General features: G+C 73.8%; 12 protein-coding genes. 8 read left to right on the top strand and 4 right to left on the bottom strand.

Features of this window, described 5'->3' with window-relative positions:
* Nucleotides 1-23: 23 nt before the first annotated feature.
* The 4 genes from ACY0MR_RS03515 to ACY0MR_RS03500 form a co-directional block, all read right to left on the bottom strand.
* On the bottom strand, nucleotides 24-1,271 hold the full coding sequence (locus ACY0MR_RS03515) for a ketosynthase chain-length factor (RefSeq protein ID WP_388794414.1): 1,248 nt from the start codon (nucleotides 1,269-1,271) through the stop codon (nucleotides 24-26).
* Complete coding sequence (locus ACY0MR_RS03510) at nucleotides 1,268-2,536, bottom strand: beta-ketoacyl-[acyl-carrier-protein] synthase family protein (protein ID WP_361859441.1); 1,269 nt, start codon at nucleotides 2,534-2,536, stop codon at nucleotides 1,268-1,270. The genes ACY0MR_RS03515 and ACY0MR_RS03510 overlap by 4 nt, the downstream gene beginning before the upstream one ends.
* Nucleotides 2,533-2,997, bottom strand: a complete 465-nt coding sequence (locus ACY0MR_RS03505) for a cupin domain-containing protein (RefSeq protein WP_361859438.1) — start codon at nucleotides 2,995-2,997, stop codon at nucleotides 2,533-2,535. Before ACY0MR_RS03505 ends, ACY0MR_RS03510 begins: the two co-directional genes overlap by 4 nt.
* Before the next feature lie 67 nt (nucleotides 2,998-3,064).
* On the bottom strand, nucleotides 3,065-4,186 hold the full coding sequence (locus tag ACY0MR_RS03500) for a SchA/CurD-like domain-containing protein (protein ID WP_388794408.1): 1,122 nt from the start codon (nucleotides 4,184-4,186) through the stop codon (nucleotides 3,065-3,067).
* Nucleotides 4,187-4,419: 233 nt separating this feature from the next.
* On the opposite strand from ACY0MR_RS03500, the gene ACY0MR_RS03495 reads away from it, so the two are divergent.
* The 8 genes from ACY0MR_RS03495 to ACY0MR_RS03460 all read left to right on the top strand — a co-directional run bounded on the left by ACY0MR_RS03495 (nucleotide 4,420) and on the right by ACY0MR_RS03460 (nucleotide 14,352).
* Nucleotides 4,420-6,081, top strand: coding sequence for an FAD-dependent oxidoreductase (locus ACY0MR_RS03495; RefSeq protein WP_388794405.1), 1,662 nt, complete (start codon nucleotides 4,420-4,422; stop codon nucleotides 6,079-6,081).
* A gap of 431 nt (nucleotides 6,082-6,512) precedes the next feature.
* A complete protein-coding gene (locus ACY0MR_RS03490) occupies nucleotides 6,513-7,016 on the top strand; it encodes a sortase (protein ID WP_388794402.1) in 504 nt (167 codons plus the stop codon).
* A 394-nt stretch (nucleotides 7,017-7,410) separates the two neighbouring features.
* The gene (locus tag ACY0MR_RS03485; RefSeq protein ID WP_388794399.1) at nucleotides 7,411-9,156 is read left to right on the top strand and encodes a lysyl oxidase family protein; all 1,746 of its coding nucleotides are present in this window, start codon (nucleotides 7,411-7,413) and stop codon (nucleotides 9,154-9,156) included.
* A 317-nt stretch (nucleotides 9,157-9,473) separates the two neighbouring features.
* Nucleotides 9,474-10,118: a GAP family protein gene (locus ACY0MR_RS03480; protein ID WP_404078903.1), complete on the top strand. Its 645-nt coding sequence runs from the start codon at nucleotides 9,474-9,476 to the stop codon at nucleotides 10,116-10,118.
* 135 nt (nucleotides 10,119-10,253) lie between these two features.
* Nucleotides 10,254-10,871, top strand: coding sequence for a 2Fe-2S iron-sulfur cluster-binding protein (locus ACY0MR_RS03475; RefSeq protein WP_388794393.1), 618 nt, complete (start codon nucleotides 10,254-10,256; stop codon nucleotides 10,869-10,871).
* Nucleotides 10,868-11,851 (top strand): FAD binding domain-containing protein, encoded by a 984-nt coding sequence (locus tag ACY0MR_RS03470; RefSeq protein ID WP_473559025.1) that lies wholly within the window; start codon nucleotides 10,868-10,870, stop codon nucleotides 11,849-11,851. Before ACY0MR_RS03475 ends, ACY0MR_RS03470 begins: the two co-directional genes overlap by 4 nt.
* Nucleotides 11,852-11,867: 16 nt before the next feature.
* Nucleotides 11,868-13,985: a xanthine dehydrogenase family protein molybdopterin-binding subunit gene (locus ACY0MR_RS03465; protein WP_473559023.1), complete on the top strand. Its 2,118-nt coding sequence runs from the start codon at nucleotides 11,868-11,870 to the stop codon at nucleotides 13,983-13,985.
* 52 nt (nucleotides 13,986-14,037) lie between these two features.
* Nucleotides 14,038-14,352 (top strand): hypothetical protein, encoded by a 315-nt coding sequence (locus ACY0MR_RS03460; RefSeq protein WP_361852528.1) that lies wholly within the window; start codon nucleotides 14,038-14,040, stop codon nucleotides 14,350-14,352.
* The last annotated feature ends 44 nt before the right edge of the window (nucleotides 14,353-14,396 follow it).

Raw genomic sequence — 14,396 nt, 5'->3', positions numbered from 1 at the left:
TGTGCTCTCCTTCCCGCCCGGTCCTACCGGGCGGAGTCGTCGCCGCGGCGCACGACCAGCGCCGCGTTGGATCCCATGAGTCCCCGGCTGAGGACGAGGGCCGTGCGCAGCTCGGCGGGCCGAGCGCGGGACATCACCAGGTCGAGGTCGTGGCAGATGTCGAACACGTTGGGGGTGGGCGGGACCACGCCGTGCTCCATCGCGAAGACGGCGGCGGCGGTGTCCAGGACGGGAGCGCCGCAGTAGGCGCGGCCGATGCCCGTCTTGGGGGCCGTGACGGGCACGCGGGCGGCGTGCGGGCCGAGGGCGTCGGCGATCGCCAGCGCCTCGGCGCGGTCCGCGTCCGGTACGCCCAGGGCGTCGGCGAAGACCACGTCGACCTCCTCCGGGGCGCAGCGGGCCTCGTCCAGTGCGACGCGGATCGCGCGGGCGAGTCCCTCCCGGGACTCCGCCCAGCGGGAAGCGCCGGTGAACGTGGCGCCGTGCCCGGCGACGACGGCCCGGACGACCGCCCCGCGGTCCCTGGCCCGGGTCTCGTCCTCCACGACGAGCATCCCGCCGCCCTCCGCCGGGACGAAGCCGGTGGCTCCGGCGGTGAAGGGCCGGTAGGCCCGGTCCGGGTCCTCGACGGTGCTCAGCTCCGGATAGCCGAGCTGGCACACCATCGAGTACGGGGCCAGGGGTGCCTCCGCGGCCCCGACGATCACCGCGCCGGTCCCGCGCCGTACGGCCCGGGCCGCGTGGGCGATGCCGTCGAGTCCGCCGGCCTCGTCGCTCGCGACGACGCCGCACGGGCCCTTGAACCCGCTCCGGATGGAGATCTGACCGGTGCTCGCGGCGTAGAACCAGGCGATGGACTGGTACGGGCCGACGAACTTGGAGCCCTGGCCCCAGAGCTTCTGGAGCTCCCGCTGGCCGAACTCGCCGCCGCCGGAACCGGCCGCGGTGACGACGCCGATGGAGAACGGCTCCTCCGGGTCGTCGTGGCCGAGCCCGGCGTCGTCGACGGCGAGCTGGGCGGCGGCCATCGCGTAATGGCTGAACCGGTCGGTCTGGACGAGGAAGCGCTCCTCGATCAGGGCCGAGGCGTCGAAGCCCCGCACCTCGCCGGCGACCTTCAGCGGCAGGTCCCCGCACCCCTCGCGCGTGATCCGGTCCAGTACGCCGACGCCTTCGCGGACGGACTTCCAGTACGCGTCGGCCCGCAGTCCGTTGGGCGCGATCACCCCGATGCCGGTGACGACCGCGCGCCGTGGGCGCTGAGTGCTCATCGTGTCCTCCCGCCCGTTCCCGTCAGGAGCACCGCGGACTGGAAGCCGCCGAATCCGCTGCCCACCGAGAGCACGTTCCTCAGCTTCCGGGGGCGGGCGGTGCGCGGCACGTAGTCCAGGTCGCACTCGGGGTCGGGGGTCTCGTAGTTCGCCGTGGGCGGGACCACCTGGTGCTGCAGGGCCAGCACGCAGGCGGCCACCTCTATCGCCCCGATCGCCCCGAGCGAGTGCCCCACCATGGACTTGATGGAGCTCATGGGGGTGTCGTAGGCGTGCGCGCCCAGGGACCGCTTCACCGCGGCGGTCTCGTGCCGGTCGTTCTGCCGGGTGCCCGAGCCGTGCGCGTTGACGTAGTCGATCAGCGTGGGGTCGAGCCGGGCCTGGTCGAGCGTGGTGTCGATCGCCCGGGACATCTCCAGCCCCTCGCCGGTCAGACCGGTCATGTGGTACGCGTTCCCGAAGGTGGCGTAGCCGCCGATCTCGCAGTAGATGTGCGCACCGCGGGCCCTGGCGTGCTCGTACTCCTCCAGGACGAGGACCGCCGCGCCCTCGCCCATGACGAAACCGTTCCGGTTGTTGTCGAAGGGCCGGGAGGCGTGCTCCGGGTCGTCGTTGTCGGGGGACGTGGCCTTGATGGCGTCGAAGCAGGCCATGGTGATGGGGGAGATGGGGGAGTCCGACGCGCCCGCGATGCAGACGTCCGCCCGCCCCTCCTCGATGGTGTGGAAGGCGTAGCCCACGGCGTCCAGACCGGAGGTGCAGCCGGTGGAGACGGTCTGCACCGGGCCGCGGGCGCCGAAGCGCTCGGCCACCACGGAGGCCAGCGTGCTCGGCGAGAACGCCATGTGCAGCTTGGGCGCGGCCGCGCGGTGGTCCACGTCCCAACGCTGTCCGCGCTCGCTGACCAGCACGTAATCGTGCTCCAGGCGGGTCGTGCCGCCGACCGCGCTGCCCAGGGAGACGGCGACGCGCCAGGGGTCCTCGGCGTCGGTGTCGAGCCCCGAGTCGCGGACGGCCTCGCCGGCCGCGACGACGGCGAACTGGATGTACCGGTCGGCGTGGCTGCTCAGCTCCGGGTCCAGACCGTGGTCCAGCGGGTCGAAGTCGCACTCGGCGGCGATGCGCGAGCGCAGCCCGGCCGGGTCGAACAGGGTGATGCCGCGGGTCGCGGTACGGCCGGCGGAGAGGAGGTCCCAGAACGCCTTCGTCCCGGTGCCGCCGGGAGCGACCACACCGATGCCGGTGACGGCCACGCGCCGGGTCACTCGATGGCCCCGCTGCGCTCGGCCACCGGAGCCGGGGCGTGCACGGTCAGGTGCGGGCCCGCGGCGGCCAGCTGGGCCTCCTCGGTGACCTCGGTGTCGACGTGCCCGAGGCTCGGCCGGGGGGCCAGCGGGCCGAGGTGGAAGACCATGCGGGCCTCCACGTCGCCCACGTTGCGGAACCGGTGGCGCACGTCGATCGGGATCAGGAGGCCGTGGTCGGGCTCCAGCGCGAACGTCTCGCCGTCCAGGTCCACCTCCAGGGCGCCCGAGACGACGTAGACGAACTCCTCGGAGTACGGGTGGTAGTGCTCGCCGATGCGCTCGCCCGGCTGGACGATGGCCAGACCCATGAAGCCGCTGGTGGAACCCACGGTGGCCGGCGTGAGCATGGCCCGCAGATCACCCCCGCGCCTGCGGTTGGGTTCCGTCTCGCTCAAGGTCACGATGCGTGGCTTGGGCATGGTGTGTACCTCCAGATGTGGCAGTGACGTGCTGGGTGGGGGACCGCGGTGGGAGCCGCGAGCGGCGTCAGGACTGCGCCGAGCGGTCCGTGACGGGCAGCATGTCGGCGTGCGACAGGAGCCGGTTGACGTTGCGCTCGGTCTCCAGCGACCCCTCGACGCCGATCGCGGCGCCGTCGAGCAGCCGCTCCAGCTCCGCGGCCTTCCCGGCACCCCGGAGCCCGAGCGAGGCGACGGGGTCGAGGTCGAGCTCGCCCGCGACGTCGACGAGGCGTACCACGATGTCGTCGCGCTGGAACACGGTGCTCGCGTGCACCGGGTTCGCGGGGTCGCCCGCGGCGGCCCGGTCCTGGTCGGCGAGCAGCCGGGCGAGGTCCATGCCGTGGCCCTCCTTCGCCGGGTAGTACAGCGCGTGCCGCCGCACGTCCGCCGGGGCCGGCCGGTCGGCCGTCACGTGGTGGACGGCGGGCAGCGCCGCGCGGGTGAAGAACACCCGCGCCGACTCGGGGTCGGTGAGGTCCCGGTCCTGCTCCAGGTACGGGTTGATGGCCTCCTCGACCGCGCGCACCTCGGGCTGCCGGGCGACGTGCCGCAGCGCCACGAGGAGGTCGCCCTCCACCTCGACGGCCCGCACGACGCGGTTGCCGTGCATGAAGAGGGAGGTGCGGCGGAGCCGCGTGGTCTCGTCGACCTGGGCGCGGGGCGACTCGTACCCGGCCAGGATCTCCGCCACCTTGGACTCGGAGCCGGGCTTGACGGTGAAGGTGAGGGCGTGACGCGCCACTCCCTCGCCCACACGGGCCCTCAGCTGTGCGTCGGCCGGGGTCGTGGTCACCGCCGCCACCTGGGCGGGGCCGGTCTCCCGGAGGACGCTGTAGCGCATCGAGCGGGTGTCCCGCACGCAGCTGTGCATCGGCTTGACGATCTCGACGTGCTCCTCGCTGTTCACCCACGCGAGGAAGGGCGGCGCGCTCTCCCACTCGCTGGTGATGAGCCACTGCGAGGGGTTCTCGATGGACTGGCAGAGCTGGTCGCTGATGTGACCGGGGATGGAGGCGACCTGCTTGTGCATCACTTCGTACGCGTCCAGGAACTGCTGCTGAGCTCCCTCGTACAGGTCGAGCAGCAGGATCACCCGCAGCCTGGAGCCGTCGAAAACGGACTGCGAGATGCGTCCCGAGGGGGCCATCCGGCACACCTCTTCTCTTCTCGGTGGGGAGGGGGGAACGACCTGCGTGAGCGACACGCCGGGGTCGTCATGTGTCGATCCTTGACAGGAGCGCCGAGAGTGCGCGAGTCCGCGTGGATCGGACGAGTGAAACGCGGGCCATCCGGGTGCCTCGGGCAGGCGGAGGCTTCCCCGAAGGGCATGAATCTGCATCCCATCCCCGATTCGCGTCGCACGCGACGCCGGAGACGAACATGGACCGATTCGACGTGGCCGGCGAAGCAACCGGTCACCGCACGCCCGTACTCATCGTCGGCGGCTCGCTGGTGGGCCTCTCCACCGCGCTGTTCCTGGGCCGTCTCGGCGTGCCGCACATCCTGGTCGAGCGCCACGCGGGCACCTCCATCCACCCCCGGGGCCGCGGCAACAACGTGCGCACCATGGAGCTGTTCCGCGGGGCCGGGGTCGTCGACCCGATCCAGGAGGCCGCGTCGGTGCTGGCGCGCAACAACGGCATCCTGCAGGCCCCGGACCTGGTGGGAGACGCCGGCGAGTGGCTCTTCAAGGAGATCGACCCCGGCGGCGGCCTCGCCCGCTTCAGCCCCTCCGCGTGGTGCCTGTGCAGCCAGAACGACCTGGAGCCGGTGCTCGTCCGACGCGCCGGGGAGCTGGGCGGAGACCTGCGGTTCTCGGCGGAGCTGATGTCCTTCGAGCAGGACGCCGACGGGGTGACCGCGCAGGTCAAGAGCCGCGGCACGGGTGAGCACACCACCATCCGGGCGGACTACCTCGTCGCGGCGGACGGCCCGCGCAGCCCGGTCCGCGAACAGCTCGGCATCCGGCAGAACGGCCAGGGCGACCTGTTCCACAACGTCAGCATCACCTTCCTCTCCCGCGGCCTCGCCGAGGTCGTCGGCGACCGGCACTTCATCGTCTGCTACCTGACGAGCCCCGACGCCGACGGCGCCCTGCTGCCGGTCGACAACGGGGAGCGCTGGGTCTTCCACGCGCCCTGGCACCCCGAGAACGGCGAGACGCTGGAGGAGTTCACCGACGAGCGGTGCAGGGAGCACATCCGGCGCGCCGTCGGAGTCCCCGACCTCGACGTGGAGATCACCGGCCGGGCCCCCTGGCACGCGGCCGAGCGGATCGCCGAGCGGTACGCGGACGGACGGGTGTTCCTCGTCGGCGACTCCGCCCACGAGATGCCGCCCACCGGCGCCTTCGGCTCCAACACCGGCATCCAGGACGCCCACAACCTCGCCTGGAAGCTCGCCGCCGTCCTGAACGGCTGGGCCGGACCCGGACTCCTCGCGTCCTACGACGCGGAGCGCCGCCCAGTCGCGGAGACGACCAGCGCACGGGCCGCGGCGCGGTCGGTCGAGCACAGCCACCCCGGGTACACCCCCGGCCCCGCCACCGGCAGCCCCAAGGGCCGGAAGGGCGGCATCCTCAACGAGGTGCTCGGCTACCGCTACCAGCGTGGCGCCGTCCTGGGCACCGACCCGGCCCGGCCGGTCGTGCTCGAAGGACTGAGCCTGACCGGCGAACCCGGCAGCCGCGCCCCCCACGTGTGGCTCGACCGCGCCGGCACCCGGATCTCCACCCTCGACCTGTACGAGCGGTCCCTGGTGCTCCTCAGCTCGGCGGACGGCGCCGGCGGCTGGCACGCCGCGGCCGGCCGGGTCGGACCGCAACTGGAGGTGCCGCTCGACTCGTACCGGATCGGTGACGGGCCCGGCGCGGACCTCGGTACCGAGGGCGGGGCGGACTGGGCGGAGGCCCATGGGGTCACCGCGGACGGCGCCGTCCTGGTCCGGCCCGACGGGTTCGTCGCCTGGCGGTCGGAAGGAGCGTCCGCGGACCCGGCGGAGGCCCTGCGGCAGGCCCTCACGGCGATCCTCGGCCGGGACTGACCGCTTGCCCGCCGCCCCTGCGGCGGGTATGCGCCGGGCGCCCGGTCGCCGGACGGCGGGTCCGTCCGGCGACCGGGCGCGGGACTCCCTGCTCGGGAGGCCCGGGAGACCGGGAGACCGCTCCCGGCCGGCGGTCCGGCCGTCGGGCCGGGCGGCGGAGGCAGGTCCGGAGCAGGGCCCGCGGCGCTCGTCGCCGCGGGCCCTCACCCGTTCGCGGGCAGAGGACGGATTCCCTCCCCGCACCGCCGGGTCCGCCGTGACCTGCGGTGTTGATCATCAGTCAGGATGATCAAGCCCCCGACCGGGGGACACCGGCCGCGCTCCTCGCGTTGCGACGGTCCCCGGTCGGCGATCTCCTCGTGCACGGAGCACAGCACAGGCGCCGTGCGGCCCAGCCGGCCAGGAAAGCTCCGCCGAAGGAGAGAAGAAGTATGCGTCTCGCTCGTACGGTTCCCCCGCTCGCCCTGGTCCTGGGAGCCCTCGTCCTGTCCGCGCCCTCCGCCGTCGCGGCGCCCGGCGGCGACGCCCGGGTCAACCCCGGCAAGGCGGCCCCCGGAAGCACCGTCACCGTCACCACCACCGCCTGCGGCAAGGAGACCTACGGCAAGGGCGAGTCGGTGGCGGGCGGGAAGTTCCACCTCCTGCCCGGCGACCGCGAGGGCGTCCTGGTCGGCACCTTCACCCTGCCGGCGGACGCCGCCTCCGGCACGGACACCGTGACCCTCAAGTGCCCGCCGCGGATCCAGCAGACCGTCACCTACCAGATCTCCGGCCGGCCGAACGGCGCCGTCGAGGCGGGCTTCGGATGGGCGGCCGGCGCGGAGGAGACGGAGAGCGGCAGCCCGTACGCCCTCGGCGCGCTCCTCCTCGGCGGCGCCGCCGCGGGCGTCCTGATCAGGAAGCGCCGCCGCGCCGCCGCCCGGAACGCGGGCTGAGCGCACGGCCCCACGCGCCGACTCCCGGCCCCGGTGTCCTCCCGGACACCGGGGCCTCGTCACGTCCCGGGAGCACGCCGCGAGGGCCCTCCACGACCCCGGCGCGGGACGGCAGCGCTTTCGGGCCACCCGTGACACGACCGCCGTCGCGCGAACCGGAGCCTTTTTCCCGTGGTGAAGTGCCGTTCCGCCGGGCGCGTCCGGCCACTGCCCGAGGAGCGTCTTCCGGCCAACATCAGGACCTTTCGACTCTCGGGACAACCGGATGCCCGCCGCCCTCCTCTCACAGCGCGGGTGCACCCGGCGCCCCACACCGCGTCAGCCCCGGGAGGGGGAACTCCCGCAGGGCCGCGGCCGATCTGCTTTTCCACAGCATTCGGAGGACGAGAGAACGATGAGCACCACGCGCACCCACCGGCTCCGGCGGCCGCTGCTCGCGGGGACCACCGCCGTCGCCGCCATGGCCGTGACGGTCGGCTTCATGGCCGCGGCGCCGGAGAAGGCGACGGCGGCCCCGACCGGGCCGAAGCTGAGCCTCATCGCGGCGACCGGCTCGGTCACGCTCACCTCCTGGAAGGAGGAGCCGGGCGTCTACCTGGACCTGGGCACGTACCTCACCTCCGAAGGGCGGCCGCTGGAGCTGAAGGTGACCCGGAAGTCCTACAAGGACCCGGTCACCGTCACCCAGACCGTCTTCGAGGGCGGCAAGACCAAGGCGAAGACGCTGCCCGCGGGCACCGTGAAGGACTTCTCCGGGCTGCCGGGCTTCGCCGAGGTCACCATCACGGACAAGAACGGCAAGGTGGTCGTCACCCGCGCGGAGAGCTTCTGCCCGAACAACGCCAGCGGACGGGTCCGGCCCGACGCGCCCGCCACCTCGAAGTATCCGGAGAGCTGCCCCACCAACCCCTTCACCCTCGGCTCCGTATGGGGCGTCGAGAAGGGCTGGGCCGCGAACACCTACGGCGGCTCCTACACCGAGCCCGTGAAGCTCGCCGCGGGCTCCTACACGGCCAAGGTCAGGGTCGCCAAGAAGTACCGCGACCTCTTCGGCATCGTCGACAAGCCCGCCACGGTGAAGCTGACCATCGAGGAACGCAGCTGGGAGAACGGCCGCTCGGCCGCCGCCGCCCAGGCGCACGCCGGGCACGGCTCCGCGCACCAGGACCCGTCCGCCCACGCCGGACACGGCGCGGGGCACGCCCCGAGCCCCGCCCAGGCCGGCGCGCCGCAGACCAGCGGCGCGGGCCCCTCGTACAACGTGGGCCACGGCCCGCTGAAGGCCGCGCCCCCGGCCCTGCCCTGGGCGGTGAAGGCCCAGCAGGCCGGGCGCTCCGGCTTCCAGGCCGCCCGTGACACCGCCGGGCAGACCGACGGCTCGCGCAAGGCCCCGGCCCTCACCCCCCGGGCGGCCCGCCCGACCGGCACTCCGTCCGTCCCCGACGTCCCCAAGCCCGACCTGAGGTCGCTGCCCGCCTACGGCATCACCATCGGCGACGGCGGCGGCCAGGGCGCCCCCGGCAAGGACTACCTCGCCTTCAGCGCGAACGTCTGGAACGCCGGTCCGGCCCAGCTGGTCGTGGACGGCTTCCGCTCGCCCGGCAAGGCCAAGATGGACGCCTTCCAGTACTTCTACGACGCCAAGGGCAAGCAGGTCGGCTACACGCCCACCGGCACCATGGAATGGGACCCGCGCCCCGGCCACGTGCACTGGCACTTCACCGACTTCGCCAGCTACCGGCTGCTGAAGGCCGACAAGAAGGAAGCCGTCCGCAGCGGCAAGGAGGCCTTCTGCCTCGCCAACACCGACGCGGTCGACTACACGGTGAAGAACGCCAACTGGCACCCGTTCAACACGGACCTCTCCACCGCCTGCGGCCAGGAGAGCTCCATCTCCGTCCGCGAGGTCCTCGACGTCGGCTCCGGCGACACCTACACCCAGGACCTGCCGGGCCAGTCCTTCGACATCACGGACCTGCCCAACGGCACGTACTACATCCAGGTGCTCGCCAACCCGGCCAAGCGGCTGAAGGAGACGAACCTCGACAACAACAGCGCGCTGCGCAAGGTCGTCCTCGGCGGTACGAAGGGCGCGCGCACCGTGACCGTGCCCGCGCACGAGCTGGTGAACGCCAACTGACCCCCACCGCGCGGCCGCGCACCGGCCGCGCTCCCGCGCACGCGCACTGAGCACGGGGCCACCTGTGCGACCCCGCCCGGTCCGAGCGGACCGGGCGGAGGGAAGCGCCCAGACCGGCGCGAGCGGCGGCCGGACCCGGAAGTCCCGGGTCCGGCCGCCGTCGTCGTTCGGCGCCCGGGGGACGCGGGTGACGTACGGGCGTGGCCTGCTTGACCGGCCCCGCCGCCACCTGCACAGTCGGAAGGCGGCACCGCACCGGCCCGCCCCGCCCCGCCCGTCCACGGCACACCCCCTCGCGTCCAGGAGCGGCTGATTCGATGGTCCTTGACCTGATCGTGGTCGGCACGGCCATCAGCCTGGGGCCCCTGCACAACAGCGCCTTCATCCTGCTGCTGTCCTCCCGCCGCGGGGTCCGCCAGGGGCTGGCGTTCCTGCTGTCGTGGCTGGCCAACCTCATCGCGGTGATCGCCTGCGTGGTGCTGCTGACGGGCGGCGAGCCGCCGGCACGCCACAGCGTCCCCTCGACCGCCGCGATCGTCGCGAAGCTGGTCCTCGGCCTGGCCCTGGTCGTCTACGGCGTCCACCGGCACCGCCGGCCGCCCCGACCGCACGGCCCGCCCCGCTGGTCCGCCCGGATCGACGAGGCCTCCACGGCCACCGCGGCCGCCCTCGCGTGGGTGCTGCAGCCGTGGGCCCTGGTCGGCGTCGGCGCCGCGACCGCCGTCGACGCGGACCTGTCCACCCTCACCGCCTGGCTCGTCCTGGCCGGCTACTGCCTGCTGGCCACCCTGAGCCTCGTCGTGATGGAGACGTACGCGGTCCGGGCGCCCGAGGCGGCCGACGCCCGGCTGAACGCCCTGCGGACCTGGCTGGAGCAGCACCAGGAGCGGCTGATCGTCACCCTGGCCCTGGTCGTCGGCCTGTGGACGACGGCCCGGAGCATCTACGAACTGGTCGCCTGACGGGGACGGCCGCAGCGGCCCCCGAGACCTCCGACGGCCGAGCCGGCCACCGCGGCGGTCTCTGCGCCGTTCGGCGGACAAGCGCGACTCACGGTGCGCAGGCCGGGGAAGCCGGGGAAGGAGACGACGGCGGACATGCCGTCCACAGCCGGAGGAGCGACCACCGTGGACCACGTCGGACCGACCAGCGAGAACCAGCCGTCCCCCGACGGCGCGACGGAGGGAGAACAACGAGGCCACGCCTCGTCCGTCTCGCTCCGGGTCAACGGGACCACGTACGAACTGCGGCTCGACCACCGTACGACCCTCCTGGACGCCCTCCGCGAGCACCTGGACCTCACCGGAGCCAAGAAGGGGTGCGACCACGGACAGTGCGGAGCGTGCACCGTCCTCGTCGGCGGCCGCAGGGTCGACAGCTGTCTGATCCTGGCCGTCACCTGCGACGAGCCGGTCACCACGATCGAGGGTCTCGCCGGAGCCGAGGACCGCCTGCACCCCCTCCAGGAGGCGTTCGTCGCACACGACGCCCTGCAGTGCGGCTACTGCACCCCGGGTCAGATCTGCTCGGCGGTGGCCATGCTGGACGAGGCGGCCGCCGGGCACCCCTCGCACGTCACGGCGCCGGACGAGCCGCGCACCGGAGGCTCCCCGGTCCTCACCCCGGAGGAGATCAGTGAGCGCATGAGCGGGAACCTCTGCCGCTGCGGCGCCTACGCGAACATCGTGGACGCCGTCCGGGAGGTCGCCTCGTGAAGCCCTTCGGCTACGTCCGCGCCGATCACACCGACCAGGCGCTCGCCGCGTACGCGGCGCACCCCGGTGCCCACTACATCGCCGGCGGCACCAACCTTGTCGACCTCATGAAACTCGGAGTGGCGACTCCGCCGTTCCTCGTCGACATCGGTCGTCTCCCGCTCGGCGGCGTCGACGAGACCGCGGACGGCGGTCTGCGCGTCGGGGCGACCGTCCGCAACAGCGACCTCGCCGCCCATCCGCTGGTACGCGACCGGTACCCGGTCCTGTCCCAGGCGCTCCTGGCCGGCGCCTCCGCGCAGCTGCGCAACGCCGCCACCACCGGGGGCAACCTGCTCCAGCGCACCCGCTGCCTGTACTTCCAGGACGCCTCGAAGCCCTGCAACAAACGCGCGCCGGGCACGGGTTGCCCCGCCCGTGAAGGCGTACACCGGGACCTGGCGGTGCTCGGGCACTCCCCGCAGTGCGTCGCCACGCACCCCTCGGACATGGCCGTCGCGCTCGCGGCGCTCGACGCCCGGGTCCACCTCGTCGGCCCCGACGGCGAGCGCACCGTGCCCCTCACCGGATTCCACCGGCTGCCCGGTGACACACCGGAGCAGGACACCGTGATCCGGCCCGGCGAACTCGTCACGGCGGTGACGCTCCCGCCTCCCGCCGGAGCCCACAGCGTCTACCGGAAGGCGCGTGACCGCGCCTCGTACGCCTTCGCGCTCGTCTCCGTCGCCGCGACCGTGACCGTCGAGGACGGCGCCTTCCGCCACGCCTCCCTCGCCTTCGGCGGGCTCGCCCACGCACCGTGGCGGGCCCGCCTGGCCGAAGAGGTCCTCCGCGGAGCGCCCGCCACGGAGGAGACGTGCGCCCGTGCCGCCGACGCCGAGCTCGCGGCGGCCGACCCTCTGCGCGACAACGCCTTCAAGGTGCCGCTCGCCCGCAGTCTCGCCGTCCACGTGCTCACCGCGCTCGCGTCCCGCCCCTGAGGAGGCCGACCCCGCCATGCCCCCGCACCCCCCGCGCCCCGCCCCGTCCGCGCCGGACGAGGACGCCCCGGCCCGTCGCGACGCCCGGCAGAAGGTGACCGGATCGGCGCGCTACGCAGCCGAGTACACCCCGCACGGCTGCGCCCACGCCGTCCCGGTTCCCGCCACCGTCGCGCGGGGCAGGGTGACCGCCGTCCACGCCGACGAGCTGCTGCGACGGCCGGGGGTCCACGCGGTGCTCAGCCATGTGAACGCCCCGCGCCTCGGCGAGGCCGACGACCCGACGCTCGCCCTGCTGCAGACCGACCGCGTGCCCCACCGGGGCTGGTACGTGGCCCTCGTGGTCGCCGACACCCTGGAGGAGGCGCGCGCAGCCGCCGACGACCTGCGGATCGAGTACACCGTCGACGAGCACGACGCGGGCCCGGCCGCCGACCACCCCGGCCTCTACGCACCCGAGGAGGCCAACGGCGGTCACCCGGCCCTGCGCGAGCGCGGGGACTTCGACGCCGCCTTCGCCGCGGCGGCCGTGCACGTCGACGCCACCTACACGATGACCGCCCAGCACAACCATCCGATGGAGCCGCACGCCGCCACCGCCTCCTGGGAGGACGGCGCGCTGACCGTGCACGACTCCAGCCAGGGGGCGACGAAGGTGAGGGACGTCCTCGCCCGGCTGTTCCACGTCTCCCGCGACCGCGTCACGGTCACCTCCGCGTACGTCGGCGGGGGCTTCGGCTCCAAGGGCACGCCGCGGCCGCAGGTCGTCCTCGCCTCGATGGCCGCACTGCACCTCGGACGGCCCGTCAAACTCGTCCTCCCGCGCCGCGAACTCGCCGCCGTCGTCGGCCACCGCGCCCCCACGGTCCAGCGCGTCCGCATCGGCGCCGACGCCGACGGCGTGATCCGCGCCCTCGCCCACGAGGTCGTCACCCAGACCTCCACGGTGAGGGAGTTCGTCGAACAGGCGGCCGTCCCCGCCCGCACCATGTACACCTCGCCGCACAGCCGGACGAGCCACCGCGTGGTGGCCCTGGACGTGCCGACACCCTCGTGGATGAGGGCCCCCGGCGAGGCGTCCGGCATGTACGCCCTGGAAGCGGCCATGGACGAACTCGCCGTCGCCACCGGCGTCGATCCCGTCGAACTCCGGCTCCGCAACGAGCCCGACGCCGAACCCGACAGCGGCCGGCCGTTCAGCAGCAGGGGCCTCACAGCATGCCTGCGGGAGGGGGCCCGGCGCTTCGGCTGGGAGGGCCGCGATCCCCGGCCGGGTGTGCGGAGGGCGGGTGACCTTCTGACCGGCACCGGAGTGGCCGCGTCGACCTACCCGTACCTCCTGAGCCCCTCGTCGGCCTCCGCGCACGCCTGGCCGGACGGCCGGCGTCTCGTACGGATCGCCGCCACCGACATCGGGACCGGGGCCCGTACGGTCCTCGCCGGCATCGCCGCCGAGGCGCTCGACGTCCCGGTGGACTCCGTACGGGTGGAGCTCGGCAGCAGCGACCTGCCCACCGCGCCCCTCGCGGGCGGTTCCTCGGGGACCTCGTCCTGGGGCTGGGCCGTCCACAAGGCCTGTACCGCCCTGGCCGGGATGGTGCGCGCCCATTCCGGGCCGCTGCCGCCCGAGGGCCTCACCGCGCGGGCGGACACCGTGGAGGAGGCCGGCCGGGAGTCCCCGTACGCACGGCACGCGTTCGGCGCGCAGTTCGCCGAGGTCGAGGTGGACACCGTGACGGGGGAGGTGCGGGTCCGCCGGTTGCTCGGCGTCTTCGCGGCGGGCCGGGTCCTCAGCCGGCGCACCGCCCGTTCCCAGTTCATCGGCGGCATGACCATGGGGCTGGGGATGGCGCTGACCGAGAGCAGCACGCTCGACCCCGCGTTCGGGGACTTCGCGGAACGGGACCTGGCCTCGTACCACGTCCCGGTCTGCGCCGACCTGCCGTCGCTCGAAGCGCACTGGCTGGACGAGGAGGACCCCCACCTCAACCCCATGGGGAGCAAGGGGATCGGGGAGATCGGGATCGTCGGGACCGCGGCCGCGATCGCGAACGCGGTCCACCACGCGGTGGGCGTACGGCTGCGGGACCTGCCCCTGACCCCGGACCGGATCCTCGGGCACCTGCCCGACTGAACACGCCGTCCGGGCACGGTGCCGTGCGGGACTTCCTCGATAGGCTCGTCCGATGACGGAGAACGAGATCCAGCTCAAGGCCATCGCGGCCCTCACGGCCCTGCGCGGTGGAGTGCCCCAGGACTACGTCTCCGACCTGCTCGGCGAGGTCATTCCGACGCGGTTCCTGGTGCCCGACACCGATGACGCCGTGGAGGTCGGGGCCGCCGTCCTCAGCCAGCTCACCGGACCGGTCAGCGCCCTGGTCCGCGGCTTCGTGCTCGCCTTCGAGACGGTGGCCGACGCCTACGACCGGACGGAACCCGGGGCGCCCACCGAACAGGTCCTCCAAGCCCTCGCGCTGGCGATCGCCGGCGACGAGGAGTGAGGCCCCGCGGCCCCACCCGCGCCGGCGGACCGCGGCCGGAGCAC

The organism is Streptomyces sp. JN8, from assembly GCF_055808075.1.
The sequence above is the reverse complement of the archived record's forward strand: the minus strand, read 5'-3'. Positions and strand labels throughout refer to the sequence as shown.

Coding starts and splice junctions, on each gene's coding strand:
- ACY0MR_RS03475 (WP_388794393.1), top strand. CDS start 10,254: ATGCCGTCCACAGCCGGAGGAGCGACCACCGTGGACCACGTCGGACCG.
- ACY0MR_RS03480 (WP_404078903.1), top strand. CDS start 9,474: ATGGTCCTTGACCTGATCGTGGTCGGCACGGCCATCAGCCTGGGGCCC.
- ACY0MR_RS03505 (WP_361859438.1), bottom strand. CDS start 2,997: ATGCCCAAGCCACGCATCGTGACCTTGAGCGAGACGGAACCCAACCGC.
- ACY0MR_RS03460 (WP_361852528.1), top strand. CDS start 14,038: ATGACGGAGAACGAGATCCAGCTCAAGGCCATCGCGGCCCTCACGGCC.
- ACY0MR_RS03485 (WP_388794399.1), top strand. CDS start 7,411: ATGAGCACCACGCGCACCCACCGGCTCCGGCGGCCGCTGCTCGCGGGG.
- ACY0MR_RS03515 (WP_388794414.1), bottom strand. CDS start 1,271: ATGAGCACTCAGCGCCCACGGCGCGCGGTCGTCACCGGCATCGGGGTG.
- ACY0MR_RS03495 (WP_388794405.1), top strand. CDS start 4,420: ATGGACCGATTCGACGTGGCCGGCGAAGCAACCGGTCACCGCACGCCC.
- ACY0MR_RS03465 (WP_473559023.1), top strand. CDS start 11,868: ATGCCCCCGCACCCCCCGCGCCCCGCCCCGTCCGCGCCGGACGAGGAC.
- ACY0MR_RS03500 (WP_388794408.1), bottom strand. CDS start 4,186: ATGGCCCCCTCGGGACGCATCTCGCAGTCCGTTTTCGACGGCTCCAGG.
- ACY0MR_RS03490 (WP_388794402.1), top strand. CDS start 6,513: ATGCGTCTCGCTCGTACGGTTCCCCCGCTCGCCCTGGTCCTGGGAGCC.